The 26494-nt window shown below is 35.7% G+C and carries 24 protein-coding genes; 14 read left to right on the top strand and 10 right to left on the bottom strand.

The features are described from left to right. Both HF196_RS01115 and HF196_RS01110 read left to right on the top strand, forming a co-directional pair. A complete protein-coding gene (locus tag HF196_RS01115; RefSeq protein ID WP_168455448.1) occupies positions 1 to 1488 on the top strand; it encodes a UbiD family decarboxylase in 1488 nt (495 codons plus the stop codon). Positions 1489 to 1528: 40 nt separating this feature from the next. Further along, a complete protein-coding gene (locus tag HF196_RS01110) occupies positions 1529 to 2062 on the top strand; it encodes a phospholipase D family nuclease (protein WP_168455447.1) in 534 nt (177 codons plus the stop codon). 86 nt (positions 2063 to 2148) lie between these two features. Here the strand turns inward: HF196_RS01110 and HF196_RS01105 are convergent, their stop codons facing one another. The 4 genes from HF196_RS01105 to HF196_RS01090 are packed head-to-tail and all read right to left on the bottom strand — an operon-like array spanning position 2149 to position 4442. Then, on the bottom strand, positions 2149 to 2772 hold the full coding sequence (locus HF196_RS01105) for an SURF1 family protein (protein WP_168455446.1): 624 nt from the start codon (positions 2770 to 2772) through the stop codon (positions 2149 to 2151). A 1-nt stretch (position 2773) separates the two neighbouring features. Continuing rightward, positions 2774 to 3250 (bottom strand): bacterioferritin, encoded by a 477-nt coding sequence (bfr, locus tag HF196_RS01100; RefSeq protein WP_168455445.1) that lies wholly within the window; start codon positions 3248 to 3250, stop codon positions 2774 to 2776. 59 nt (positions 3251 to 3309) lie between these two features. Next, positions 3310 to 3792, bottom strand: a complete 483-nt coding sequence (locus tag HF196_RS01095; RefSeq protein ID WP_168455444.1) for an RDD family protein — start codon at positions 3790 to 3792, stop codon at positions 3310 to 3312. Between the two features lie 11 nt (positions 3793 to 3803). Continuing rightward, on the bottom strand, positions 3804 to 4442 hold the full coding sequence (locus HF196_RS01090; RefSeq protein WP_168455443.1) for an HAD family hydrolase: 639 nt from the start codon (positions 4440 to 4442) through the stop codon (positions 3804 to 3806). Between the two features lie 170 nt (positions 4443 to 4612). Between HF196_RS01090 and HF196_RS01085 the strand changes: the two genes are divergently transcribed. The 3 genes from HF196_RS01085 to HF196_RS01075 all read left to right on the top strand — a co-directional run bounded on the left by HF196_RS01085 (position 4613) and on the right by HF196_RS01075 (position 11270). Continuing rightward, entirely contained in the window at positions 4613 to 5998 is a 1386-nt protein-coding gene (locus HF196_RS01085; protein ID WP_168455442.1) for a hypothetical protein, read from the top strand. A 693-nt stretch (positions 5999 to 6691) separates the two neighbouring features. After that, positions 6692 to 8590 (top strand): molecular chaperone HtpG, encoded by a 1899-nt coding sequence (gene htpG / locus HF196_RS01080; RefSeq protein WP_168456241.1) that lies wholly within the window; start codon positions 6692 to 6694, stop codon positions 8588 to 8590. Positions 8591 to 8630: 40 nt separating this feature from the next. Then, complete coding sequence (locus HF196_RS01075) at positions 8631 to 11270, top strand: TomO hydrophobic C-terminal domain-containing protein (RefSeq protein WP_168455441.1); 2640 nt, start codon at positions 8631 to 8633, stop codon at positions 11268 to 11270. Positions 11271 to 11571: 301 nt separating this feature from the next. On the opposite strand, the gene HF196_RS01070 is transcribed toward HF196_RS01075, so the two are convergent. The 5 genes from HF196_RS01070 to HF196_RS01050 all read right to left on the bottom strand — a co-directional run bounded on the left by HF196_RS01070 (position 11572) and on the right by HF196_RS01050 (position 15393). Next, a complete protein-coding gene (locus tag HF196_RS01070; RefSeq protein ID WP_168456240.1) occupies positions 11572 to 13074 on the bottom strand; it encodes a leucyl aminopeptidase in 1503 nt (500 codons plus the stop codon). A 97-nt stretch (positions 13075 to 13171) separates the two neighbouring features. After that, on the bottom strand, positions 13172 to 13870 hold the full coding sequence (locus HF196_RS01065) for a protocatechuate 3,4-dioxygenase (protein WP_168455440.1): 699 nt from the start codon (positions 13868 to 13870) through the stop codon (positions 13172 to 13174). A gap of 19 nt (positions 13871 to 13889) precedes the next feature. Then, entirely contained in the window at positions 13890 to 14156 is a 267-nt protein-coding gene (locus HF196_RS01060) for an FtsB family cell division protein (RefSeq protein WP_246198571.1), read from the bottom strand. 220 nt (positions 14157 to 14376) lie between these two features. Next, the gene (gene ykgO / locus HF196_RS01055; RefSeq protein ID WP_168455439.1) at positions 14377 to 14505 is read right to left on the bottom strand and encodes a type B 50S ribosomal protein L36; all 129 of its coding nucleotides are present in this window, start codon (positions 14503 to 14505) and stop codon (positions 14377 to 14379) included. Positions 14506 to 14574: 69 nt separating this feature from the next. Further along, positions 14575 to 15393, bottom strand: a complete 819-nt coding sequence (locus HF196_RS01050) for a pyruvate, water dikinase regulatory protein (protein ID WP_168455438.1) — start codon at positions 15391 to 15393, stop codon at positions 14575 to 14577. A gap of 149 nt (positions 15394 to 15542) precedes the next feature. On the opposite strand from HF196_RS01050, the gene ccmC reads away from it, so the two are divergent. The 4 genes from ccmC (at position 15543) to HF196_RS01030 (ending at position 18754) form a co-directional block, all read left to right on the top strand. Continuing rightward, positions 15543 to 16253, top strand: a complete 711-nt coding sequence (gene ccmC / locus HF196_RS01045; protein ID WP_168455437.1) for a heme ABC transporter permease CcmC — start codon at positions 15543 to 15545, stop codon at positions 16251 to 16253. A gap of 166 nt (positions 16254 to 16419) precedes the next feature. Beyond that, complete coding sequence (locus tag HF196_RS01040) at positions 16420 to 18072, top strand: 30S ribosomal protein S1 (RefSeq protein ID WP_168455436.1); 1653 nt, start codon at positions 16420 to 16422, stop codon at positions 18070 to 18072. A 22-nt stretch (positions 18073 to 18094) separates the two neighbouring features. Beyond that, positions 18095 to 18373 (top strand): HU family DNA-binding protein, encoded by a 279-nt coding sequence (locus tag HF196_RS01035; protein WP_168455435.1) that lies wholly within the window; start codon positions 18095 to 18097, stop codon positions 18371 to 18373. A 63-nt stretch (positions 18374 to 18436) separates the two neighbouring features. Next, positions 18437 to 18754 (top strand): cell division protein ZapA, encoded by a 318-nt coding sequence (locus HF196_RS01030; protein WP_168455434.1) that lies wholly within the window; start codon positions 18437 to 18439, stop codon positions 18752 to 18754. On the opposite strand, the gene HF196_RS01025 is transcribed toward HF196_RS01030, so the two are convergent. Further along, positions 18735 to 19007, bottom strand: a complete 273-nt coding sequence (locus tag HF196_RS01025; protein WP_168456238.1) for an FAD assembly factor SdhE — start codon at positions 19005 to 19007, stop codon at positions 18735 to 18737. The two genes, HF196_RS01030 and HF196_RS01025, sit on opposite strands and share 20 nt — an antisense overlap. Positions 19008 to 19105: 98 nt before the next feature. Between HF196_RS01025 and rseP the strand changes: the two genes are divergently transcribed. The 5 genes from rseP to HF196_RS01000 are packed head-to-tail and all read left to right on the top strand — an operon-like array spanning position 19106 to position 26422. Continuing rightward, complete coding sequence (rseP, locus tag HF196_RS01020; RefSeq protein WP_168455433.1) at positions 19106 to 20224, top strand: RIP metalloprotease RseP; 1119 nt, start codon at positions 19106 to 19108, stop codon at positions 20222 to 20224. A gap of 7 nt (positions 20225 to 20231) precedes the next feature. Further along, the gene (gene bamA / locus HF196_RS01015; RefSeq protein ID WP_168455432.1) at positions 20232 to 22565 is read left to right on the top strand and encodes an outer membrane protein assembly factor BamA; all 2334 of its coding nucleotides are present in this window, start codon (positions 20232 to 20234) and stop codon (positions 22563 to 22565) included. Continuing rightward, a complete protein-coding gene (locus HF196_RS01010; RefSeq protein WP_168455431.1) occupies positions 22566 to 23126 on the top strand; it encodes an OmpH/Skp family outer membrane protein in 561 nt (186 codons plus the stop codon). Positions 23127 to 23144: 18 nt separating this feature from the next. Further along, positions 23145 to 23585, top strand: coding sequence for a 3-hydroxyacyl-ACP dehydratase FabZ (gene fabZ / locus HF196_RS01005; RefSeq protein ID WP_168455430.1), 441 nt, complete (start codon positions 23145 to 23147; stop codon positions 23583 to 23585). A 44-nt stretch (positions 23586 to 23629) separates the two neighbouring features. Beyond that, entirely contained in the window at positions 23630 to 26422 is a 2793-nt protein-coding gene (locus HF196_RS01000; RefSeq protein WP_168455429.1) for an FAD-dependent oxidoreductase, read from the top strand. The last annotated feature ends 72 nt before the right edge of the window (positions 26423 to 26494 follow it).

The following is a 26494-nucleotide window of genomic DNA, read 5'->3' as shown; positions in this document are numbered from 1 at the left end:
ATGTACAACAACCTACATGACTTCATCTCTGCTTTAGAAGAAAAAAAGGATCTAATTAGGATTAAGGAGGAGGTTTCAACAGTTCTTGAAATGACAGAAATTCACCGCAGAGTTCTGTCAAGCAAAGGACCAGCAATCATTTTTGAAAATGTTGTCACAGAAAACGGCAAAAATTCGATTCCAGTTTTGGTGAATTTATTTGGCACTATTGAGAGAATTGCATTGGGACTGGGTATAAATCCTGGTGAACTGAGGGATCTGGGTAAACTTCTAGCGTTTTTGCAATCTCCTGAGCCACCAAAAAACCTCAAGGATGCTATGAAGATGTTTCCTCTGCTAAAAGTTGTGTTATCGATGCGCAGTAAAGTCGTAAGCAAAGCTCCATGTCAAGAAGTGGTGCTAACTGGGGATGAAGTAGACCTCAGTTTACTACCTATTCAAACGTGTTGGCCAAATGAACCTGCACCGCTTATTACCTGGCCGATTGTGGTAACAAAAGGACCCACGAAGGACAAGCAAGATAACTTCAATCTTGGAATATATCGTATGCAGGTTATAGATAAAAAAACGACTCTAATGCGCTGGCTTGCACATCGTGGGGGAGCAGGTCACCATAAACGGTGGAAGGAAAAGGGGCAAAGCATGAAGTTTCCTGCTGCCGCTGTGATCGGTAGCGATCCCGCAACGCTTATCGCTGCAGTAACTCCAGTGCCAGAAACATTGTCAGAATACCAATTTGCTGGACTGCTGCGCAAAAAACCTCTTGAACTTGTAAATTGCAAGACTATACCACTTCAAGTGCCAGCTCATGCGGAGATTGTTCTGGAGGGCTATGTAAGTTTGGATAGCTATCGAGATGAAGGGCCATACGGAGACCACACTGGCTACTATAATTCTGTTGAGCAATTTCCTGAGTTTAACATTACTGCAATTACAATGCGCAAAAACCCAATTTATCTCAGCACTTTTACTGGTAAGCCGCCAGATGAACCATCAATTCTTGGTGAAGCACTCAATGAAATCTTTGTACCAATTCTTATCAATCAATTTCCAGAGATAGTGGACTTTTATCTGCCACCGGAGGGTTGTTCCTATAGAATAGCAGTAGTGTCGATCAAAAAATCTTATCCCGGACATGCGAAAAGAGTTGTTATGGGCATACTTTCCTTCCTCAAGCAGTTTTTATACACAAAATTTATTATAGTTGTTGATGATGATATAAATGTACGTGATTGGAAGGAAGTGATGTGGGCAATATCAACGAGAATGGACCCTGTACGTGATACAATCATGATAGAGAATGCCCCAATTGATTATTTAGATTTTGCCTCTCCTGAAAGTGGACTTGGAGGTAAAATGGGATTTGATGCGACAAATAAAATCCCGCCTGAAACCAAACGAGAGTGGGGAAGAAAAATTGAAATGAGCGAAGAAATAGTAAAAAAAGTTACAGAGAAGTGGAAGGGGTATGGATTGACAGATGATTAAACTATGATGTAGTCTACTACCATATATTCAGGTGTGAATTGTGAGGCTTCTATACCTTTTATTTTTGTTGGCATGTTTTTCTTTGTATTACTATGCCGGTTCTATATTTTCATCTTGCCCAAAAGCTACAGTTTGCTTTTCGCCTGAAGAAGATTGCGTTGTCCCGATAATCAGTGAGATAGACCGGTCTAAGGAATCCATTTTAGTACAAGAATATACATTTACCCTTGAAGCAGTTGCAAAGGCTTTGATTAATGCTAAGAAGCGTGGTATTGATGTTGAAGTTATCTTGGATAAATCGCAACTTCATTCAAAATATAGTGTTATAAATGAATTGTTTGCAAGTGGAATACCAGTTTGGATTGATAATAAGCCAAAGATCGCCCATAATAAGGTAATAATTGTCGATAATCAAAAAGTCATCACAGGGTCGTTTAACCTGAGTAAGACAGCTGAAAAAGGGAATGCTGAAAACTTATTAATTATTAAAGACTATCCTGAATTAGTCCAGCAGTATGTGAATAACTGGGAGATACGAAAGTTGCAATCTTACAAGTATATGAAGGCCAAGTAATGAGTTGACAGAAATGCGCAGAGGCATGTTGAAGCAAAAGTGGTGTCATGTAAGATATATGAAACAAATGCCCATACAGATGTGTATCAACTGCTTGGGTGACATTTGCTTTGTCTATAATAAACTATACACGTAATTAGCCAAATCACGGAAAGTGCAAACCAAGTTATTGCATATTCCAAGTGTTTCATCGGCTGTACAGTTAGTTTATTGCTGAAACCTTCCTGCCACAACATACACTTCTCTAGCTCAATACCAAGTTCATTGGAGATTTCTTCTGCACTCAGAGTAAACCACGTGTTCAAAGTAGTATCATTTTTGATCAACCAACTTTTACTTTTGCTGCTATCACAATATAAAACTCCACTTGCAGCTACTCTTTCAATTTTTGCTTTTTCTTCCTTTTTTTCTCCGACTATTCCTTTGTGTACTAGCATGTAGTGTCCAGTAGTAAGCAACATAGGAGAGAGTATGTAATAGCCACGTTGTCCCGCAAAAACATATAGTTCTATGTCACTTAGAATCCCATCAATCTTGACATGCCTATAGTTAAACTTTGTAAGGTCATCATCGGGCAATAGATGAACAACTGGAAGACTCATGCTTTTTATAATACTATTCTTCCAGCTCAGCCTAAACAGTTGCCATAACCCTAATGAAAAAAGGAGTAAACAAGGTATAATTAAGACAAATACTGCTTTTTTTAACACTCTATATTTGTGTTTTTAGGTAATTTTCAACACCTATAAGCTCAATAAGGTTAATCTGCTCTTCAATCCAATGTAAATGCTCTTCCTCATTTTTCAATAATTCTTCTAGTAACATTACACTAACAAAATCCTTTTCTTTTTCAGCAACAGAAATTGCCTCTTTGTAGTCTTTCAAACCTTCTTTTTCTAATTTTAAATTATCTTCTAAAATTTTTCGTATTGTACCTTTTGTAAACTGTCCGTCGTATTTTGAGATTTCATTTGTATCTTGAAAGTTTGGCACACCCTTAAGCAATAAAATCCTTTCTGCTAGCTCATTTGCGTGCCCAAGTTCTTCATTGAGCTCACTTTTCATCTTTTCTGCAAGTTTATTAATCCCATTATCCTTGAGAATTGCGAAATGCAAAAGATACTGGCGCACAGAAGTCAATTCATTGGTTAGTAATGTATTCAAATGCTTTACTATCTCTTTACTCATAACCGTCCTTTAGTTTAATCTATTGGTATAATCTATATGACAATGAGGGTTATAGCAATTCATTTGATAGCTCCTTTCACAACAATCGTACCAAATAGCATATCGTGATATGTTTGTTTCTTCTGAGAGAAGCAAGCCACTAAATACCAGCAAAGAGCGAGCAGCAATGTAATTACTACCAGCATGTTTAAAATGTTTACTAGTATATTTTGTTCTTGGAAAAGCCCGATGAGGATAATTATTACGTTTTTCAATAGGTGAAGAAAGAACTGAGAGATGCTTCTATCAAATGCTAAGCTCAAGTCTATTTTAGAACCGTCTAATCTTATAGTATGTATGTTCATTAACTGCTGACCGGGAGTTGCTTGAGCTGCTGAAGATATAAAATATGTGAAGTAACTGCAATTTACACACATGTACGATAGATGTAAAATTAACGGAAAATTCTTTAACAATAGTATGATTAATAAGTTTGGAATTAATAAAATTGCCACATCTATTAAATATGCACAAAAGCGCCTTTTGATACTAGCAATTTCCATAACAGTAGTTATTACCTATCTTTTAAATATTTTATTATAAAATCTGTAAGTTTATCAAAATGTTGAAAACATAACAAATCTTCATATCCACTTATTGATTGGCCATATACAATCGGTAAACAATTGGCGTTTTGTGCACACAAAATATCTGTGATACTGTCACCAACAAAAAATACATTTTCTTTATTTATAGGCAATATACTCTCCTCTAGTGCAAATAGCAGTGGAGTTGCAGATGGTTTATCTTCTGCAGTATCGGATGAACCAACTACTCTCTCAAAGTAAGAGTCTAGCTTAAAATAGGCAACTTCTTCACGTAAATTAGTATTTTTCTTATTACTTACTATTGCTAGATAGATATTATGGCTTTTCAACGTCTGCAACATTTTCTCTACTCCTTGATTGAGAGTAATGTTTTGCAACAATGCATTATCTAAGTATTGTTGATATATCTGATTTGCTTTTTTCCACCGATCGCCAAACAAACTGACCATGTAGCTCTTTCTCGATTCATGGGAATTCCTGTCAGCGGTTTTATTACTACATCCCATTGAATCTAGGGTATACTTAATGGCATTAGAGATATTGTCTTGGGTATCAACTAAGGTATTATCCCAGTCAAATACTACTGCTAATGAGCTATTTTTCATTTCTACATTGTTACGTATTTTGGGTTAATAAGTAAATAACATTTTGATGAAAAAAATATAAATAAGATGCTCTTTACGCGTACAAGAAACATTATTTATTGCGGGTTGTATTAACCATTTCTACATAATAAGCTAATACACTGGTTTTATGTGCTTTATTAGGAGTAGGTATGACTGAAGCTAAGAATACATCTCAAGAAAATGTTGAAAAAAAATTTAAAGATGTTTTTGGACGTTCTCCAGGCGCATTTCCAGAAGATACTTCGTTAGAAGAGAAGGTTAATTACATCGCAAAAGGAACAAAGGCCCTAAAGGCTGTGAAAAGTGAAGATCTTGAAAACAAAATTAAAAATATTGCAAAATTAGATAAGGAGCTTAAAAAACAACAGAGGCAGAATGAAGAAGAAGTAGATAAACTTAGACGATCAGCACAAGAGCTAAGAAAAGAGTTTGGTACAAGTAAAAAAAGTAGATCAGGTGATAATGATAAATCACCTCAAGAAGCTGGGCGAGTCACACAGACTACTGAAGCTTCTACACAAACAGAAACACAACCACCAAGGGTTGAGGAGTTGCGCAATAATCCAGAGTTTCAAGAGGCAGCTAGCAATCTTAAAGAAACTACTGCAGAAGGTGAAAAGTTTGGACAAAGTGAACAAAAAGAAGCTTTTGAAGCTTATATACAAACAGACACACAACCACCTATAAGTTCTGAGGCTCAAACTTCACCAGAGCTTGAGTCACAGGCTGTTAGTCCTATAGTCAGTAAGAACTCTGCGGAATTAGCTGAAACTCTTGGAAAAACTCCAGCGAAAGATAAGAGTTTTAAACGGAGCGGACACAAGACTTCTGAAGCTTCTGTGCAAATGGATGAAGCCCCATATGAGCACAAAGCTGGTTTCTCATTGGGTAGGGATCTTAAAAGAGAGAAATCGAATAATAAAAAGCTTGGACAAGATGAAAAGGATAATGTACCTCAAGAAAATCAAAAAGAAGAAGGGCTTTTTAGTCTTCTAAAACGCTTTGTTAAAAAGATATTAGAAAAACTTTTGGGTGAAGATAAAAAGGGTATAGAAAATACCAACAATATGAAAGGAGCAGCCCAAAAAAATACATTAAATAATGAAATGCAACAAAAAAGTGTCAACCAGAGCTCCTACATAAATATAAACGGAAAAGAATTCAATTTAGAACCAGGAAAGTCTTTTAATTATCAGGACAAGGCTCTTAACATTAGTATTATATACAATAGTTCTGAAACAGAGCAAAATCTGCAGCAAGATGCAACCTCTCCCAATGTTGCTCATACAATTAACTTAAACATTAATGGTAGGGAATATAATATTCAGCCTGGTGAGTCTTTCAAGCATACAAGTCCTGGCCTAGAAATTAGCGTGGTGAATGGTCATCAACAGGGCAAGCACTTTGATAAAGTTTTAAGTCAAGACCAAAGCATAAGCGAGGGTTTAAAACAGGTAACAGAGCTTAAAAATCCAGCAATAACGCCTGTCAACACTCCTAAAGTCAATGAAGTGAATACGGGTCGTGAAAGATAATCCGCTTGACTCCAGCGATTTGAAAAAGCATTTGACTATGATGTATAGCTACAATTAGACTTATCGCTTAACTTAAACTAAAGGCAATTATTTTTGACATTTTTTTTGTGCTCTTAAATTGCTTTAGCTATAAACATTAAGAAATTTACCAAATGAGAAAAAAAGCAAAAGAAGCCCTGGTCAGTATTTATTTTCAGTATTGGCGTTTTTGTGTCTTAAACGCTGCAATTTAGCTGCTTTTAAACGCAACTAGTCTAAGCTATAATATTTAAGAAATTTACCAGACAGGAAGAAAAGACAATAAAACCCCGAGGTAGCTAGTTATTCCACTCTCTATTTTAAAATCCGGCGTTGGGTGATGTCTTAAACGACTTATAAGCGCGTTTCAGCTTGTATGGGCAAAAACCCGAAGTTTTAAAAAGACATGCAGTGCACATAGTGCGAAAAATTAAACAATAGTACGCCAAATACAAGTTCTCTTGTCATTTTAACCTGTACAGATTGGGAAGTTAAACAAATAGCTTCAGTACTATGATAATTGGAGTCAGCGAAGACTGTCAAGTAGTTTTTTCGCATATGCCAAAGCTGATTTGATATGGTTATGCAAGAAGTTTTATTTTGGTGTGCGTGACCTTGAAAGATCGCGGTACAATACTTAGATTATTAAGTAGTAGGCTAATCATGGAGCTTGAAATGCACGACGTACAAGAAAGTGAAAATTTAAAATTTGATGCTGAAGTAGGCAAAGTACTGAACATAGTAATTCATTCGCTTTATACCAATAAGGATATTTTTCTGCGTGAATTAATATCAAATGCATCAGATGCATGTGACAAATTACGCTATGAATCACAACTAAATCCTAATTTGCTAGATTCAAGTGGCGAGTTAAAAATTACCATTGGTGCCAATAAAGATAAGAATGAGTTGTGTATAACTGACAATGGGATTGGAATGAACAGACAAGATTTAATAGATAATCTCGGTACAATTGCTAGCTCTGGTACACAAAAATTCCTAGAAGCAATTAAAAATAGTAAAGATTCGAGCCAAACTGTAGAGTTAATAGGAAAATTTGGCGTGGGTTTTTACTCAAGCTTCATGGTTGCTTCAGAAGTTATAGTTGAGTCTCGAAAGGCGGGAGAAGAGGAATCTTGGGTCTGGAAATCAAAAGGAGATGGAGAATATTCAATCAGTAAATTAGATGATCAAATCCCTCGTGGTACCAAGATTACCTTGATTATGCGTCCTGAAGAAAGCGAATTTTTAGACAAGTTTCGCATCGAAAACATTGTTACTACTTATTCAGATCACATAAATTTTCCCGTTGAATTTATAGACGAAGAAGGAAAAAGTGAAAAGTTAAACAGCAAGGCTGCAATTTGGACTAAACCGAAAAATGACGTTTCTCAAGAGGAGCACAATGATTTTTTCCGCAGCGTTGCGCATGTTGGCGGGGAACCTTGGATGATATTGCATAACAAAAATGAAGGGGCAATAGAATATACGAATTTGCTTTATGTTCCTTCTATTAAACCTTTTGATTTATTTCATCCAGATAGACGTTGCTCCGTGAAATTGTACGTAAATAAAGTGTTTATCACTGAAGATAATGTACAGGTCATACCGCAATACTTGCGTTTTCTGAAAGGTATTGTTGATTCACCGGATTTGCCTCTCAATATCAGCAGAGAAACGCTGCAGAACAATCGAGTTGTTGAGCAAATTAGGAAATCCCTCACTAAGCGCGTGATATCAGAGCTTGGTAAAAAGGCAAAAGAAAATCTAGAGGAGTACACAAAATTTTGGGCCAATTTTGGTGCGGTACTAAAAGAGGGTCTTTGTGAAGCTATGCCAACTGACGAAAGAGAAGCATTGCTCTCAATTTGTAGATTTCATAGCACTAGTGATGATAAGTTAGTCAGTATTGATGACTATATAAGCAGAATGAAATCCGAGCAGGAGTATATCTATTATCTCACAGGAAATAGCCTCGATTCAGTGAAAAACAGCCCACAACTTGAAGGATTTGTCAGCAAAGGATTGGAGGTTCTTCTGTTTGTTGATCCAGTGGACGATTTCTGGACTAGTGTAATTCATGAATATAAAGATCAAAAATTTAAGTCTGTAACTCGTGCTGATGTTGATTTGGAAAAATTCTCTTCAGAGAAAAAAGATGAAGAAAATAAATCAGATGAAGAACAGAGTGAAGAAAATACGGATTCTATATTAGAGTATTTCACCAAAGTTCTTGGTAATGCAGTAAAAAGTGTAAAAATTTCTAAAAAATTGACCGATAGTCCTGTATGTTTAGCAGTTGATGAAGGTGCTATGGATCTTCGTATGGAGCGTTTTTTACGCGAGCAAAAACAGCTGAATTACCGCACACCAAAGGTGCTCGAAATCAACACTAAACATCCTGTAATAAAAAGTATAATGAAATCTCATGCTGAAGATGGTGAAAACCCGACATTGGAAGACATGGTCCATCTATTGTTCTATCAAGCTTGTATTGTGGAAGGCGAAGAGATGGACGATGCGAGCCTGTTTGCTAAAAAATTAAACAATTTGCTTGGCAAAGTCGTTATTTAGTGCTATACTAAATTAAGCTAACTTGTAGTAAGCGATAAATATGACTTTGAAGGATAGAACTATTGGTGGTGGGGATCAACAGATTAATATTAATGCTTCTGTATACTGTGAAGAGTTAAAAGGTTCTTTTTCCGAGGAAATAGAACAAGGAAGGACACTGAAATTTGATAAAAAAGTTCAAGTCCAAGATATTCCACTTATAGGAAAAAAGGGACGGACAAAACTTTTTAAAGCTGAGAATGAGAAACGGCGTAATACATGCGCAGTAGCAAACATGAATGCTGAAAATAGGGTTAATATTCAGCACGATCCAGGAGTTGTTCAGTCTAACTGCCAAAACTTGAGCGGTGATGAAGATTGGGTTGTTGTAAACGGTGAAGATCAGCCTAATCAAAGTCCTAGCACAACAACTACATTAGAGTTTCAGCTAACGCAATCTTTGCTCAGTCAAGTAAGGGTAAATGAGGATAACAGGAATGCAAATTCTGGCAGGCAAGCACAACTTGACCTAAGCAGAATGAATTTTATAATTAATGGGAAAACAATAGATAAGAAGTGTATTCTCGAATTGTATGACAAGAATAATCACTTGATTCAAAACGGAAACGAAGATTATCGCCCGTTTGCTAAACAAGTTTTCACAGGAATGTTTGAATATGTTAAAGCAGAGATTCCGAATGATCATATACTGGAAGAATTAATTACTAATTGTAATCAAGCGGGGTATGAGTTTACAATGTACGGGCAAATTCAGCCTATACTTGTCCAGTATAATTTAGCACCGACAATTCCTGAAAAAACAATAAGTATTTGTTGTAATAGTGTGGATTCTGCAAGTGTTGAGTATAGTGATGTTATAGTTGTAAAAAATCCAGATCTAGACCAATTTGAACAGTATGAATCTAGCAGTAAGCTAGAATTCACACTTAAATTTCAAAATGGTGAAGTAGAGTATGAAAATGGCAAAGTAACGCTGAACATCCCTGAACAGTTAAAGAATTACAAAGCTGATGGTAAAAGTTTACTAGATAATGTTAAGGAACATTTTACAGATGCTGACAATGCAGTTGTTGAGTCTCTTATTGCAAATATTGGTGACGGTCCGAAGTCGTTTATTATAGACTTGCCAACAGAAGTAGCTTCAAGTGTTGACAATTCATTCGATATTATTCCTGAGAATGTAGTGTTTGATCTGGGTGATATGGCAAAACTAGTGGAAGAAGCAGTGGATAATAAAGATGTTAACGCCTTAAATACTTATATAGAAGTTGTTCAAGCTGGTATTACTCATGTATCACCTAGAGAAGGCTTGTTGATAGTAGAAAAAGTATTAGAAATAGTAAGTCAATTTGTTAAAGAACAAGGTGAAGCATGGAGTACATACTATGCCATGCCAGTTGTAAGGGAAGTATATGCTGCTAAAAAATATGCCGAAGGCTACATTTCTCAAGAAGACTATGGACGTGTTAAAGAGCTTGAGAAAGTTTTGCGCAGGACCAAATCTATTTTGTCTAATAATGAGAATGGAAAAAATAACGACCAATCAAGCAGTCAAAAAAATCCAAAGCCCAAAAGTATTGACAACCAACAGCAACAAAAAAATGTTGTCGACAAAAGAAAAAATATTATGTACAAGGGGGAGGCTTCAAAGCAGGAGCCTATAGGCAGTAATCGCGAGGGAGGGAAAAAGGTAAATGGAAGTTATGGTAGCAGATTGCCTAATACTCAAGAGCAACAAAAAGTTCCTGAGGCTCCAATTCTAAAACAAACGGGTATTACTCAAAGCGAAGGAGCTTCTTCAAGCATGCAGGGACCTCAAAATAAAAGTACTACCGTACCACCAGTTGGTAATGACAAAGAGAAACAAATTCCTATTCAATCGACGGAATCTAAAGGAAATGAAAATCAGGAACTTGCTCCTGATCAACCTACTGAACAAACAATGCTGCAAATGGGTGATGCAGAGCTTAAAAGTAAAGGTGATCAACAAGATTCACCATCATCAAAGAGTTCTGTGGGTGGTAGTAATGGCAGTGCTTCAAGTTTTGTCAAACTGCCTGAAAGTGATACTGAAAATAGCAATGGTGAATATGTTAAAGTTTCTCCACTGCCAGTTTCTGGTAGTGGCTCTTCACTTGAGAATATAGATAATGAAGATGATAACAAAAATCCACAGCCAGCACCAGTACCACTGACACCAGCACCGGGACCAACTCCAGTACCACTGGTGCCAAAAGAACTAGCTCCAGTACTACCAGAGCCAATACCGCTAGTCCCAGAATCAACTCCGGTACCACCGGAGCCAGGACCAGAACCGACATCAGTACCGCCAGCACCAATGCCAGCTCCACCAATGTCTTCATTATCTAACGAAGATGATGTTCAAAGCAATAGCAGACAACCTTGTACTACAGGCAAAAACGATCCTGCTCCACAAGGCACAAAAGCTAGTAAGAGGCCTGTTGTAGCTGCTTCTGCATTAGCAATAGCTGGGATTGCTTTAGGAGTAGCTATTGCAGTTTACTTACAGATGTTAGCGGCAGGAATAGTAGTCGGGGCTTGTTGTTTGGTTGCAGCTACAGTTATATACTACTGTGCGTCTAAAAGCTCAGTTGAAAACAGTAAGGTCGAAGAGCGGTGTAAAGACAAAACTAGTAAGGGAATTGTGATTGGATCCTAATAAGTAAAGCAAATGTCCATGTGAATATTATCCTTGGTGCGGCACTGAGGTCTAATGTTCCTTTATATAGTGTTCTGTGAGCATTGTTCCCCAGTCATTCAAGTCGTTCCCCTTTTCTCATTATATTGCAGTGCTTGATACTACTTGGATGATATCGCCTTTACTTCAACACTTGCACATTAGCCATATCACACCTTTGGATAAATTAATAGTAAAAAATTTTGGAGAGAAATTTTATGTACAACCACTGATGTTTTTCCTTAAGTTGACACCATTGCCTGAATACTTACAGTCCTAAGCATTAATTACCCGCCTCGTAGTGTTTCTCAACCAATTTATTGAGTAATCTTACACCAAAACCTACTGCCCCTCTTGGAGAAATATCAGTGCCTTTTTCATGCCAAGCAGTGCCTGCAATGTCTAAATGTGCCCAGCAAGTTTCATTTACAAAACGCTGTAAAAATTGCGCAGCCATTATGCTATCCCCACCAGAACCTGCAGGAGCGATGTTTTGAACATCGGCAATCGGCGAATCAATAATTTTATCGTAAGTCTCATTCATAGGAAAACGCCACAACTTCTCGTTTACTTCATTTCCTACATCGATAAGACGATTTGCTAATTCATCATTATTGGAAAAAAGACCAGCATACTCGTTATTCCCAAGCGCAACCACTATAGCACCAGTTAAAGTTGCAAGGTCAACCATAAACTTAGGTGAAAACCTGTCTTGCGTGTACCACAAAGCATCTGCAAGTATGAGCCTTCCTTCTGCATCGGTGTTTAATACCTCTATTGTCTGCCCAGACATCGAAGTTACTATGTCGCTTGGTCTTTGAGCATTACCATCTACTGCATTTTCTGCGAGTGCAACTACGCCAATTGCATTTACTTTTGCTTTTCGTCCAGCTAGAGTACGCATTACCCCAACCACAGTAGCAGAACCTGCCATGTCATATTTCATTGACTCCATACCGCGTGAAGGCTTGAGTGATATTCCACCAGTATCAAAGGTTATACCCTTACCCACAAAAGCTATTGGTTTTTGTTCCTTAGAAGTCCCATTCCATTTTATTACTACTAATTTGGGCTCTTTACTGCTTCCTTGTGCTACCCCAAGCAGAGCTCCCATTTTTCTATCTTCCATTTGCTTTTTATCAAGCACTTCGATTTCAAGGCCAAGTTTAGTCAGTTTGTCTTTTATACGATTAGCATAGGATTCGGGATATAAAACGTTAGGTGGCTCAGTGGTAAAAGAACGTGCAAGAAATATACCTTCACCTTCTTGCTTTAAACGCTCAAATGATTCTTCAGCGCTGCTGAATTGCTCATCTTTTGCTAGCACTGTGAGCTCCTCTACTTCTGTAGCTTTTTCATCCTTTTTGGTTTTATACTTATCAAACTTAAAACTACGTAAAAATGCACCATATGCAATATTTGCTGCATTGCCTTCAATTGAAACCGCTGCTTGCTTAATCTTTAATCTACTTAATTCGCAATATATCTTGCCACCAATATTTAATTCCTTGTTTTCATCCCACTCATCTCTCTTACCAAGCCCAGCAACTATGATGTTTTTTTCCTTCGATGAAGTAACAGAGAAAAATTCACCAAAGCCCCCATTGAAGCCACTAAATCTTTTGATGTTATCTATAATTTGCTTATCTTGTAAAACCTTGCCGTTACTTATAAATTCATCATTCTCAAATAAACCTACCACTAGCGTTTCAAAATCAGGTAAGGCCTTAGAAATTGTTATCTTCATTGTTGACATCTCCGTTGCAAATAATTGTAAGCCGCACATAAAACATAGCAAAAACACTAGTAAGATGTTTTTCATATACATTTTAAGTACAACAGCGCTTAAGGCTACTATGAATTCCCACGATATGCAAGGGTTTTCATCTTTTATCGGAAAACTTGTTATACCCACCTAAGGTGATATTAAACGTATATGTTTTGATGGCTCGATCGTTATAAGTGAATGGTGCTATTAAAAGGCTTGCAAGTCCACTATCAATAAAATTTCCAAGGACAGAATCAGCACAATTGTCACAATTATGGTCAGCAAAAAACATTTGTGTTGTGAACTCTGGAAAATCTGGATGTTGAACTAGAAAGTTGATGTGTGGAGCTCTATCACCAGTTTTACCAGGTGCTATTGTAATAAAACTATAATAGCCAAGGTTATTTACTATAAATCTTCCCGATCCAGCAAAATTCGGATCAAGTTTATCATCTTCTGTATTTTCATCATAATGGTTCACGCCGCGTGAATTCGCGTGCCATATAGAAACTACAGCATTTTGTATTGGCAAACAGTTTACATCAGTAACCCTACCCATTATATTTATTAATTTTCCTGCTGCACTAACTGGAGAACCAGGTTTTCTTCTCAAATTGTTTGAAAAGTTAAAATTTTTTGGCTTTGGATCAAGATTATAAATCTCTGGAGTTTCAATACAATTTAGTAAGACAGGATCGGCTGCAAATGATGAGAGCCCAAGCATGGCCTGTATTAAAAGTGCTAATAAGATACCTTTCACTTTCGTCTCGTTGATAATGCTTTTGCTTGAATTATAGCAGTTTTTTTCTTTCATTAAAGATAAGACTTTCTTGCTATTCTGTATCAAGCACAACCATTAGCTCTTTAGGGCTTACATAGCCTAAAGCATTTCTTGCTTGCTCATCAAGTAAATCCAAATCTAAGCTTTTTTCATATAAGCCGAACACTTTATTGCTCAACTTTTCCTTTTCAAAAGAAATATTCTTGAGCAAAAGTTTATTGTACTCTATCTCTTTTTTTAAGTCCATCAATACTAATAAGCCACGCTTACCCGTGATTGTACTGATGTTGAAATATAGTGTAAGAAAAAAAATGAGCAAAGCTGTACCTAAATACAACAACTTTTTCTTTTTTCTAGAGATAACCACCATATTTTCACATACAAGAAACTGAAAATGTATAGCATGAAAAGATGAATAAAAAACTAAGCACTCTATCCACAGCTCAGCCTTCTACGATAGAATAAGTACCAACATTATAATATACAAGATACTATATTGTGGCCGTTATAACTTCTCACCTTATCTTAAAGCAACATGCTTAAGAACCTTGGCGAGCTTTACATCTTGGCTTTACTTTATTTATAATGTAAATCTTACCACCCCTTCTCACAACTTTACAGTTTTTATCTCTGCTGCGATGTGATTTTAGTGAACCTTTAACTTTCATACCTATAGCGAGAACCAAATTATTTTATATTATGGTTACTTATAAAAAGTTAGTCAATTGATAAATTCCTCACGCTTTATTAAAGTATTGTATAATTGTTGCCGATACTTCTTCGATTGACTTTTGTGTTACATCAATAATTGGCCAATTGTTTTGTTTAAAAAGTTCCTCTGCTTTTTTAATTTCCCTTTCTACTTTCTTGGGATCAGCGTATATATTATTATTTTCGTTGTTGATTGAAGTAAGCCTGTTTTTGCGTATTTTCACTAGCCTACTTGCATCTATTGTTAGCCCTATTGTCAGCTTGTTTTCTAATTTTGTTAAATCAACATAAAAAGGTACCTTACTGACAAAAGGAATATTTGCAACCCTATAGCCCCGATAAGCTAAATACATACTGGTAGGAGATTTTGATGTACGTGAAACTCCAATCAAGATTATGTCTGCTTTATTGATATCTTGAATATTTTGTCCGTCATCATGATTAATAGTATAGTTTATTGCTTCAATGCGTTGAAAATATTCATTATTTATCTCAGTATGTAAATCAAGTTTTTCGTCTTTTTCAATTTCAAGGTAGGAAGAAATTTCTCTGATAATATGGGATAATATTGCTCTATAGGGAATTTCCAATTTTATACAGCTATCTTTTAAATATTTTCTTAGCTCATCATCAGTTATAGTACATATAACGAAATGGTGTTCATCATTTTTCTTATTAACTTCCTCCAAAATTTTATCAATTTGTTCTTCTTCTTTCACAAAAGACCAAACATATTCAATTGTTTCTACAGAACGAAAGTGCTTTAGAGCTGATCTTGCAACTGATATAACAGTTTCACCACTTGAATCTGATACTAGGTGTAGGTTAAGCTTTTTAAGGGTCATGTTTTATATAGCATTATAATAGTACGGATTTAGGCAACCTGCTACTTAAATTGTGCTAATTTGTTGATTTATGTAAATATAGAAAAACTACCCTGTTGATAAAGTTTGAGCTAACTGATAAATTCTTAACATATTTATTGTTGAAACAAATGTTTTTATTACAACCTACACATTTCTCTTATTTTTCTAAGAAAGCTTTGCCCTGGCTTGGAGTTATTTGTTTCGCATGTTTTCTAGTTGGAATGTTCTTAGCTTTATTCTTTTCTCCCGAGGATTATAAACAAGGAGAAATTGTACGCATTATGTACCTTCATGTACCTTCTGCATGGCTTTCCCTTGGAATATATGGGCTCATTGCATCTCTCAGTTTCATCTCTTTAGTGTGGAATAACAGCATTGCTAGTGTTTTAGCGCATGCTGCTGCTCCTGCAGGAACGATCTTTTCTGCAATATGCTTAATCACAGGTAGTATCTGGGGGAAAGGTACTTGGGGTACTTGGTGGGTATGGGATGCAAGACTTACTTCAATGCTGATTTTATTTTTTCTGTACGTTGGATACCTTTCATTATGGAGTGCTTTCGATAACGAAGCAAGAGCTAAAAAATCAGCAGCAGTATTCGCTATCTTTAGTGCCGTAAATATCCCTATAGTAAAATTTTCCGTAAACTTGTGGACTACCCTCCATCAGCCAGCAAGTGTTTTTAGAAAAGGTGGAATAGCAATAGAAGGCTCCCTTCTATTGCCATTGATTACGATGTTTATATTTTGTGCGACATTTTTTTTGGTCGTATGGATACTCTATTCACTTTACTTGATTAATTTGTATAAGATAAAGAGAGAAATCAGTGTGCGCTATTAACCCCACTACAAATGTATATATAACTACTTTTCCTATGCAATAAAGCCCGCTGTACCAAAGCTCAGGTAGTATTAAAGATACATTAAAGAGTTAACAAAAAACCGCTTGTAACTAATTATTAATATTGTATAATGTATTGTTTCTAATAAAGTTTAAATAAAAAGGTATGAATAATAATGATCCGGCTGCAAATCTACCAATTAGTATCAAAAAACTGTCATCAAACAGGTTCATAGAAGGGGTATGTCAAGGTCAGTTTGAAGATCAAGATAACATTTTATTTGAAGATTCTTTTATCAATAAAATTAAAGAAGGAGATGTAGTAGAAGGTGTAATTACACGAGTAAATCCCAATGACATCGTAGTTGATGTTGGCCTCAAGTCTGATGGGAGAATTCCAATCAAGGAACTCGGTTGTAATGATGAGATTATTGTTGGTTCCAAAATTAGGGTATATGTCGAAAGAATCGAAGATTATCATGGTAACGTAGTTCTCAGCCGTGAAAAGGCAATCAGAGATGAAAAATGGCATAAGTTGGAAGAAAATGCAGCTACACAAACTGAAGTAAGTGGAGTTATTAAACGTTCAATTAAATGCGGCTTTATTGTTGATCTTGGTGATGGAATAAGCGCTTTTTTACCTCTGAGTCATGTGGATTTGAAACAAGTAAAAGATGCTAAACACCTTATTGACACTGAACAAAAGTTCATTGTGCTTAAAATGGATAAGAAGCAGGGTAACATCGTAGTATCAAGAAAGCTGGTATTGGAAAAGTTGCATGCTGGTGAAAAAATTAAGTTTTTAGAGTCTCTAAGCGAGGGTGATGTAATAGAAGGAAAAATAAAAAGTATTACTCATTATGGCGTATTCGTTGGCATTCATGAATCAGATGCAGTAGGAGTCATAGATGGATTGTTACACATTACGGATATCTCTTGGAGCAGGGTAAGTCATCCATCTGCAGTTTTTGCCTGTGGTCAGATCATAAAAGTCAAAATTATAAAAATAGATAAAGAAAATGCGAAAGTTTCTCTAGGCATAAAACAGTTAGAAGACAACCCTTGGCAAGATGTAGAATCAAAATACCCAGTTGATAGTGTACATAAGGGGCATGTAACAAGCATAGAGGATTATGGAGTATTTGTTGAATTGAAGCCTGGAATTGAAGGTTTAGTACACTCATCGGAAATAGTTTGGGTTAAGAGTAATTTGCCAGTGAGTAGTCTCGTAACCAGGGGGCAAGAAGTATCCGTTAAAATTCTCGGTGTTGATACTGTAAAGAATAGAATGAGTTTGAGTATGAAAAGGTGTTTAGATAACCCTTGGCAAGTATTTATCGACAAATACCCTCCTGGATCTATTGTTTCCGGTAAAATTAAGAATAATACTGGTTCATATTTATCTGTTACCTTTGATGATTGTGAAATAGATGAAAATGTGGAAGGTACAATTTATGCGCAGGATCTAAGTTGGTCTAAAAATGGTTCAGAGGAAATAAAAAAGTACAATGTGGGCGATACAGTAGAAGCAAAAGTAGTAAGGGCTGATGTAAATCGAACAAGAATTTATCTTGGCATAAAGCAAATAGAGTACGACCCTCTCATAGAGCTAATAAAGAAAGTTAAAGTAGGTGACAAAATGCAGGTGATCGTAGGTAAGAGGGAAGATAATGGGTTAGTTGTTGAAGTTGAAAGTGATGTAACTCTCTTAATAGATCAAGAACATCTACCAGAAAATAAAAAATTCTCTATATCAGAGGAAATAGAAGTGGAAGTGTTGGGTGTTGAAGAATATAATATAATACTTTCCGCTAAATGATAATAGTTTTAGCTTTGCATAAATGGCAACAAAATCTGACATAATAGCAAAGGTAGCAAAAAGGCATCCTTCTTTAGATAAGGTAGTTGTTGAAGCTATAGTTAATAGATTTTTTGAAGTACTTTCAGGTGCATTGGGGCGTCATAATAGAATTGAAATTAGGGGATTCGGCGCCTTTTCGATTAGGTATTATAAATTAAAAACAGTAAGTCATTTAATGTTACAGAATTTTGAAAAAGATCAATACTTTAAAACATATTTCCGTGGCAGTAAAAAATTATCTGAGTTATTAAATGGATAAAAACTTACATTGTAAGTTAAAGTGAAAGTGGGGGTAAGTTAGCGCTGAAAATTTTAGCATTATATGCAAGTAGTAGAAATAGTTATACGCAATAGTACATACAAAATATCTTGTGAAAGTGAAAAGAAGGATCACTTACTGTACCTTGCCAGCAGCTTTGATAAGCTAGTTAGCTCCATATCTCAAAAAACTGGAGGTAAGGGCTCGGACGCATTAAATTTTCTACTGGCAGCACTGATTCTTGAGGACAAAGTTCTAGAATTAACGAAAAAGCTGGATGAAATAAATCAAAAATGTGAAAAGCAGAGAGACGAAGAAAAAATAGAATACATCAAAGTATTAGATAGGGTGAATAAGATCATTAAGCACATAAAGGATTAGCTTCAATAAAGCAAGTAATCAAGTTTATTATCTTACTATTTACATTAGCAGGGAGGTTAATTTTACGAGTTATGTAACAATATAATTCATAATCATCAAGATCAACTATTTTTTCATACTCAATTAGCTCATTCAGGGAAAATTTATCAAGGTACTTGAGTGCGAAATACCCTAAAAGTATATCGGTTTCTTTGCACCCTCTATGCCAGCTTCTATACAGCAATTTTCTTTTTAGTAAAGAGATATCTACCATTGTCATTAAACCTTCTTTAATTAAAAGGTTAAATTAAACACTTGTCAAGTGAGGCGCATTTTAATATACTTAATGTTTTATTAATATCTAAAATACAGGTGGAACTAGTTTCTGGTCTTATCCATCAACTTGGTGGTGGAACACATAATTTTTTGTCGTTTGCCTTAATCATCTCTGTCATAGTATTCGTACATGAATACGGGCACTATATTGTTGCTAAAGCATGCAAAGTTAAAGTTGAGTCTTTTTCTATAGGCTTTGGTCCTGAAATCTTTGGTTTCCATGACAAATCTGGAACTAGATGGAAATTAAGTGCCCTTCCACTGGGTGGTTATGTTAAAATGTTAGGAGACAGTAACGCAGCAAGTGTGCCAGCCAATCAACGAGAGCTGACCGAAGAAGAAAAATTGTATTCACTGCATGCAAAACCACGATATAAAAAAGCAGCAATAGTGTTTGCAGGGCCATTTGCAAACATGGTACTGACTGTTATAGCGTTTACGATACTCTTTAGCACAACAGGCTATTACCGTACTCCACCGGTGATCGGAAAGGTAATCGATGGCAGTGCGGCACAGCAAGCTGGTTTACTGCCAGGTGACATTATTACACAGATTGATAAACACAAAATAAAATATTTTGAAGATATTTCGCGCGTGACAATGTCAAGCCTTGAAAAAGAAATGGAAATTAGATATAGCCGCAATAATGAAGAGCATAGGATTTCTCTAACTCCATCAATAATTAAAGACACTTCCGATTCCACAATAGAAAGAAGAGTTATAGGAATTACTTCAGTTAACATGACAGGATTAAAACAGTCATCTTTTCTCGGAGCTGTGAGCCTATCAATAAGTGAAACTTACCACGCTATGTGTCTCACAATTAAAGCTCTCTTTCAAATTGTTGTTGGTAAGAGAAGTATAAGTGAAATAGGTGGACCAATAAAAATTGCAAAATACTCAGGAGAATCAACTAAAAAAGGATTTGCTACGGTTTTATATTTTACAGCGATCCTTTCTGCTACTTTAGCTGCAGTTAATTTACTACCAATTCCACTGCTGGATGGTGGACACTTGTTTAACTATATTATAGAGACAGTTATACGTAGAGATTTGGGTCTGAGATATCACAAATATGCAGCTACTTTTGGTGCTACCATATTGTTTGTGCTAATGGCAATTGCGATCTCAAATGATATAAGACATCTTTTTTAGGGCAAGCATGAAGAAGCTATTTTACATATTAATAGTAATTTCTATTTCTACTCTACTTTTTGCCTCAGAAAATGAGGGAAAAACTCAGATAAAGAGTATTAAATGCGTTGGTAATGAGCGAGTTGGCAGTCAAACAATAGAGTTTTATACAAAGCTAGAACCCGGTAGTTATGTAAATGATGACGATATAGATTCGATTATAAAAAGCCTATATAAAACAAAGTTATTCGCTAGTGTTAACGCTCACATTGACGATGAAAAAAATTTGGTGATAAAGGTTCAGGAAAATCCACTGATTAACAAGATAATATTAAAAGGCAACAAGCTGTTTAAAAGCAAGGAACTGTTAAATAACGTGATTCAGTCAAAACCCCTAACTATTTTTGCTGAAACAAAATTGCAAAGTGACTTATTGAATTTAGTTACAGCTTATAGAAACAATGGTAAGATCGGGGCTAAAGTTGAATATGAGCTAAGTAAGCTTAATGGTAACAGAGTAAACTTAGTCTTTAAAATAAAAGAGGGTAAAACATCCAGAATTGAGGATATAAGATTTATAGGTAATAAGAACTTTTTCGAAACTGAGCTAGAGCAAGCTATTAAGATGCAGAGTAATAACGTATTTAATAAGTTATTCAGAGCAGTTTTTAAGGGTGGTAATCATTATTTACCACAGTATTTGCTGATCAGTGAAGAATTGCTTGATCACTTCTATTCGTCCAAGGGCTATATTGAAAATAGAATCCAACCAATTGTTGAGGTTGATAATAATAATCAAGTGGTGTTAACTTTTTTGATCGATGAAGGGCTGCAGTATTTATTTGGAAGTAATAAAATTGATGTTGAAACTAAAATTCATGACCCAAACCTAAAAGAAAGGATAGCGGATTTGATAACTGAAGAAGATAATAAAGTATTCGATAAGGCTAAAGTTAGTAATGCAATAGAAAAAATAAATAAGTATCTAAACGAGAAGGGATACATATTTGCAAAAGTTAATCCAGAATATGTACAGCATGGTAATGTTGTAGATATAACTTACAGAGTACTGCCAGGCAAAAAGATTTATGTAAATCAAATTACAATTGATGGTAACGATCGTACTTTAGACAAAGTAATCAGAGGCAAACTTAGCATAGCAGAAGGTGATGCGTATAATACATCTGAAATTCAAAAGTCGCGTAGAAAACTAATTAGCAGTGATTTTTTTGAGACAGTAAAAATAAATAGCTATGCGATTAACGATAACACAGTAAATCTTAACTTAGATGTGAAAGAGAAAAACACTACCTCGTTATACTTAGGAGGAGGGATGTCTTTCCCTGGTGGAGCATTTTTTAAAACTGATTTAAAGGACCGTAATTTATTTGGTAGCGGAAAAGAACTGTCTTTTGCCCTCGAGAAAAGCCAGTACGTATTTTCAACTGATCTAGAAGTTATCGAAAATAGCTTCAACGACTCTGATACATCGCTAGGTGTGGGTATATTCTATGAAAAACAGGATAAGCCAAATACTACCTTTGACAGTTGTGACATGGGATTTTTTACAAAATTATCATATAAAGTCACACAAAACTTAACTAACTCTCTTCGCTATTATTATAAGTATAACCATATACACATGGATAATAAGGGTGGAAAAGACAGTGATATTTCTAAAATAATACTAGACCGAAAAGGTGAACACCACATTTCATCGGTGGGATACACATTAGCATATAACAACTTGGATAATCTCTATGCTCCAAAAGAGGGGTATTTATTTCGTCTAAGCCAGGATATCTCAGGACTTGGGGGAAACATTAATTTTCTCAAATCTGAACTTTTATCTTTCTATACACATCCTATATTAAGTAATATCGATGACGATACGATACTGCGCTTTAAAATAGCTGCAGGTCATATTTTTTCTTATACCGGTGAAAATTTAAACATTGGCCAACATTTTTTTAAAGGTGGTAATGAGATTAGAGGATTTGACCTTTCTGGCATTGGACCAAGAGCAATAGACAAGAGCTCGTTAGGAGGCAAAACTTACTTTAACTTAACACAACAAGTGGATTTTCCATTACCCAAATTATATGATCATATTGGTATCAAGGGTTCATTATTTGTTGACTATGCGACACTTTTTGGTTTAGATGATAAAGGTAAGGAATATGAGAAGGGCAAGGACTATAACGATAGTAAGCTTGTGAGAGTATCACCAGGCTTTGGTTTTTCAATGCCTTCTCCTTTTGGCGGTAGATTTAGATTGGATTTTGGCTTTCCTTTAGTTAAGGAACCTTATGATATAATACCATCATCGAATATTAAGTTTTCTATTGAAGCGGGGATTTAAATGAAACATACACAATTACTTATATCAGTTATTGCTTTAGTTATTTCGTTGTTTGCAGGCTACAAGGCTGTAAAGCATCAACCTCAGAGTGCATTTAACGTAAAAGTTGCAATCATCGATAGTGATAAAATTATTAATGAGTCTTTGGCTCTACAAAATATACAACGACAAATAAAAGAGCAAAGCTCTAAGTTGCAGCAAGAGTTCGAAAGTGATCTAGAAAAATTTAAGCCTTCACAAGAAGAATTTGAACTTTTGTCAGAAGAGGCAAAGAAAGAAAAAACGGAGCAATTTAACAAGCACGCTTCAGGTGCTAGAGATGACTATGCTAAAAAAATGTTACAGTTAGAAGAAAGTTATAGAAGTGCATTTGAAGGTATTTTTAATAAGATAAAAGAAGTTGCTAAAGAGACTGCAGAAAAAAACAACATAGATTTGGTGCTCCTTATTCCAAAGAAAAACCAAGTTTTATACTCTATCGATAAAGTTGATTTATCCGATATGTTACTGAAAAATGTGAACAAGAAAATGCCGGAGTTTACTTTGAAAGACGCTAGCTAAGTTTGCTTTCAAGATAGCATGCAATTTAACATTAATGATGTTATAAAAATCTTACCGCATTCTTACCCATTTCTCTTAGTGGATAGGGTAATAGAATGTGATCCTGGTAAGAGTATAAAAGCGATCAAAAATGTAACTTTCAATGAGCCATTTTTTATTGGTCACTTTCCTGGTCATCCAATAATGCCAGGGGTTTTAATAATTGAATCTCTAGCTCAGGCATCTGCAATATGTGTTCTTGGTAAAGAAAGTCAAAATACAATGGAAAGTAAAGTTGTGTACTTTATGTCTATTGAAAATGCAAAGTTCAGAAAGCCAGTTACTCCAGGGGACACATTGATTCTTCAAGCTAACATTAAAAATGCACGTTTGAGTGCATGTAAATTTGAGTGTGTTGCATATGTTGGTGAAGAAAAGGTTGCAGAAGCAACAATTTTAGCTATGTTGCAAAACGTATAAAATTTTCGTCTACAAAAATAGTGTGTGCGCTGTATAATGTAGCAATGCAGCTAAATTTCAACATCTCATTTTCAAGCCTATACACTCACACTGGATTGGTAAAACTAGATGAGATGTTTTTAAATCACGTCAAATCATGTGATAAAAATTTATTTCATTTATTGATTGAGGCAAGAAAAGAAACAGCCTCTTCTGCGACATCGTTCCAGTATCATTCCATGTCATCCCAGTGCTTGACACTGGGATCCGGAAAACAACCAATTTTGGCCACTCAAACGACAGATAGTCAGCTAATTATAGACCTTTCGTATTTACTTGATGAATTCATCGCAAGACTTTTCAACATTGAAAAAGAAATAGAAGAGCTGAAGAAAAAGCACAATGATTTTGCTGTAATATACAAATGCAAAAGGTTATTTGTTCAACGTTATGCATTGAAGAAATATACTGATATAGCAAATATCGATATTGAGTATGTTACCAGCAAATTAAATCTTTTCCTTCCTCTACCGACAACAGAGAAAAACTTTGCCGAGCAGGTAATGTGCTGGCTTCAAGATGGAGAAACCCATAAAGAAGAAATAGAGCTTGCAGCACAATATGCAGCGTGGAGAGTAAAAAATAAGAAGAGTATACTTTTCAGTACTCACAAAAAAACTGACCATGAAAATCTTATACCATTCTCTCAAAAAGAAATAGACAGGATTGAGGTTCTTTATTCAAAGGAAGTAAAAAGACGATATGGTTTTGACCTAACAAGTGAGAAGGTAAGTTTAGATAGAGCATTAGATAATGCTCACTACTGCATATTTTGTCATAAGCAGAATAAAGATAGCTGCTCGAAAGGGTTGGCTATTAATGACAAGACCTTCAAAATGTCCCCACTCAAAGTTGAACTGCACGGCTGCCCACTAGAGCAAAAAATATCAGAAATGAATCTGATAAAAAGTGAAGGATACAGCATAGCCAGCCTTGCAATTGTGATGATAGACAATCCGCTATGCGCGGCCACTGGGCATAGAATATGCAATGACTGCATGAATTCATGCATATATCAAAAACAAGAACCTGTGAACGTGCCCATGGTTGAGACAAAAGTTTTGGATGACGTACTCAGTTTGCCGTATGGATTTGAGATATACTCTCTGCTCAGTCGTTGGAATCCTTTAAATTTTCAGCGACCATTGCCAAAAGACAGCACTGGAAAAAACATCCTAGTTGTAGGTCTTGGTCCTGCAGGATTTAATTTAGCACATCATCTGTTAAACGATGGACATAACGTTATTGCTATCGATGGATTAAAGATCGAACCTTTAACCGATAGTTTTCAGCCAATTAAAGATTTCAAACGTGAAAAATTAAGCAAGCGCCCGGCCGATGGGTTTGGTGGAGTGACAGAATACGGTATTACTTCCCGGTGGGATAAAAATTACTTAAAGATTATAAGACTATTACTGGAAAGACGTAAAAATTTTGCACTTTATGGAGGTATCCGCTTTGGTGGCACAGTAACTGTTGATGATGCGTTCAATTTGGGTTTCGATCACATTGCCTTAGCGCTTGGTTCTGGCAAGCCACGGATGATCAAAGTAAAAAATATATTGGCTCGCGGAGTACGCATGGCATCCGATTTTCTGATGTCACTACAACTTACTGGTGCCCTCAAATTTAATTCCATAGCAAACTTACAAGTTCGTATGCCAATAGTTGTTATAGGTGCAGGACTTACTGCAATCGATACTGCTACTGAAGCTTTAGCGTATTATCCAACTCAAGTAGAAAAATTTCTTTTCCGCTATGAAACATTGGTTGATAAATATGGAAAAGACTATATTGAAAGGGATTGGACAGAAGAAGAGCACACCATTGCAGGTGAGTTTATATCACACGCACAACTGATTCAAAAAGAGCAAGAGTTAGCAAAAAAGGAGAATAGAGAAACAAAAATATTGGAATTAATGCAAAGCCTCGGAGGGGTAAAAGTTGTATATAGAAAACAGTTGAAAGATTCACCAAGTTATCGACTAAATAGTGAAGAGGTGCAAAACGCATTATTAGAGGGGATCTACTTTATTGAGAATCTAGAGCCAGTTGAAATTGTAACGGATAAATATAGTCATGCTGAGTCGGTAAAGCTGAGAGACATTCAATCTGGAGAAATTAAACATATAAAGGCACGTTCTATTCTGATAGCAGCAGGTACTGAGCCAAATACAGTCATTGCAACAGAAGATAAAAAGCATTTTAAATTAAGTAATGGGTATTTCACGCACTTAAACTCATTGGGGGAAGAAGTGGATCCGATATTGTCTCCTAAGATGCAAAATAAAGATAGAATATTAGCATATAAGCAAGGCAATAGAACAATTAGTTTTTTTGGTGATCTTCACCCTTCGTATAGTGGTAGTGTTGTGAAAGCTATGGCAAGTGCTAAGAATGGCTACCCTATTATTTCCAAAATTTTAACAACTAACCAGCCAACATCATGTACTGTAGCCAATGAAGAATTTTTCAACATGATCAAAGAGCAATTCACTGCAAAGGTCATGAAAGTACAATATTTAACTGACAAGGTGGTAGAGATAGTGATTAAAGCACCACTTGCTGCAAAAAACTTTCAGCCTGGACAATTTTTTAGATTGCAAAATTTTGAAACTAACAGCAGAAAAGCTATGGAAGGTGTAGCCGTGACCGGCACTGAAGTAGACAAAAAAAAAGGAATTATCTTCACTATTGTGCTTGAAACTGGTGGCTCCACTAATTTATGTAAGTGCTTTAAAGAAGGTGAACAAATAGTTCTTATGGGTCCAACGGGCTGTCCCACTGAAGTTTATTAAGTACACTCCATATTAATTATACTATAATGTATATTGTTTATTAACTTAAATATGCTATAATGACCATTTTTA

The organism is Wolbachia endosymbiont of Ctenocephalides felis wCfeJ (assembly GCF_012277315.1).
Lineage (GTDB): Bacteria > Pseudomonadota > Alphaproteobacteria > Rickettsiales > Anaplasmataceae > Wolbachia.
Note: the sequence above shows the minus strand (reverse complement) of the source record. Positions and strands in the feature narration are given on the sequence as shown.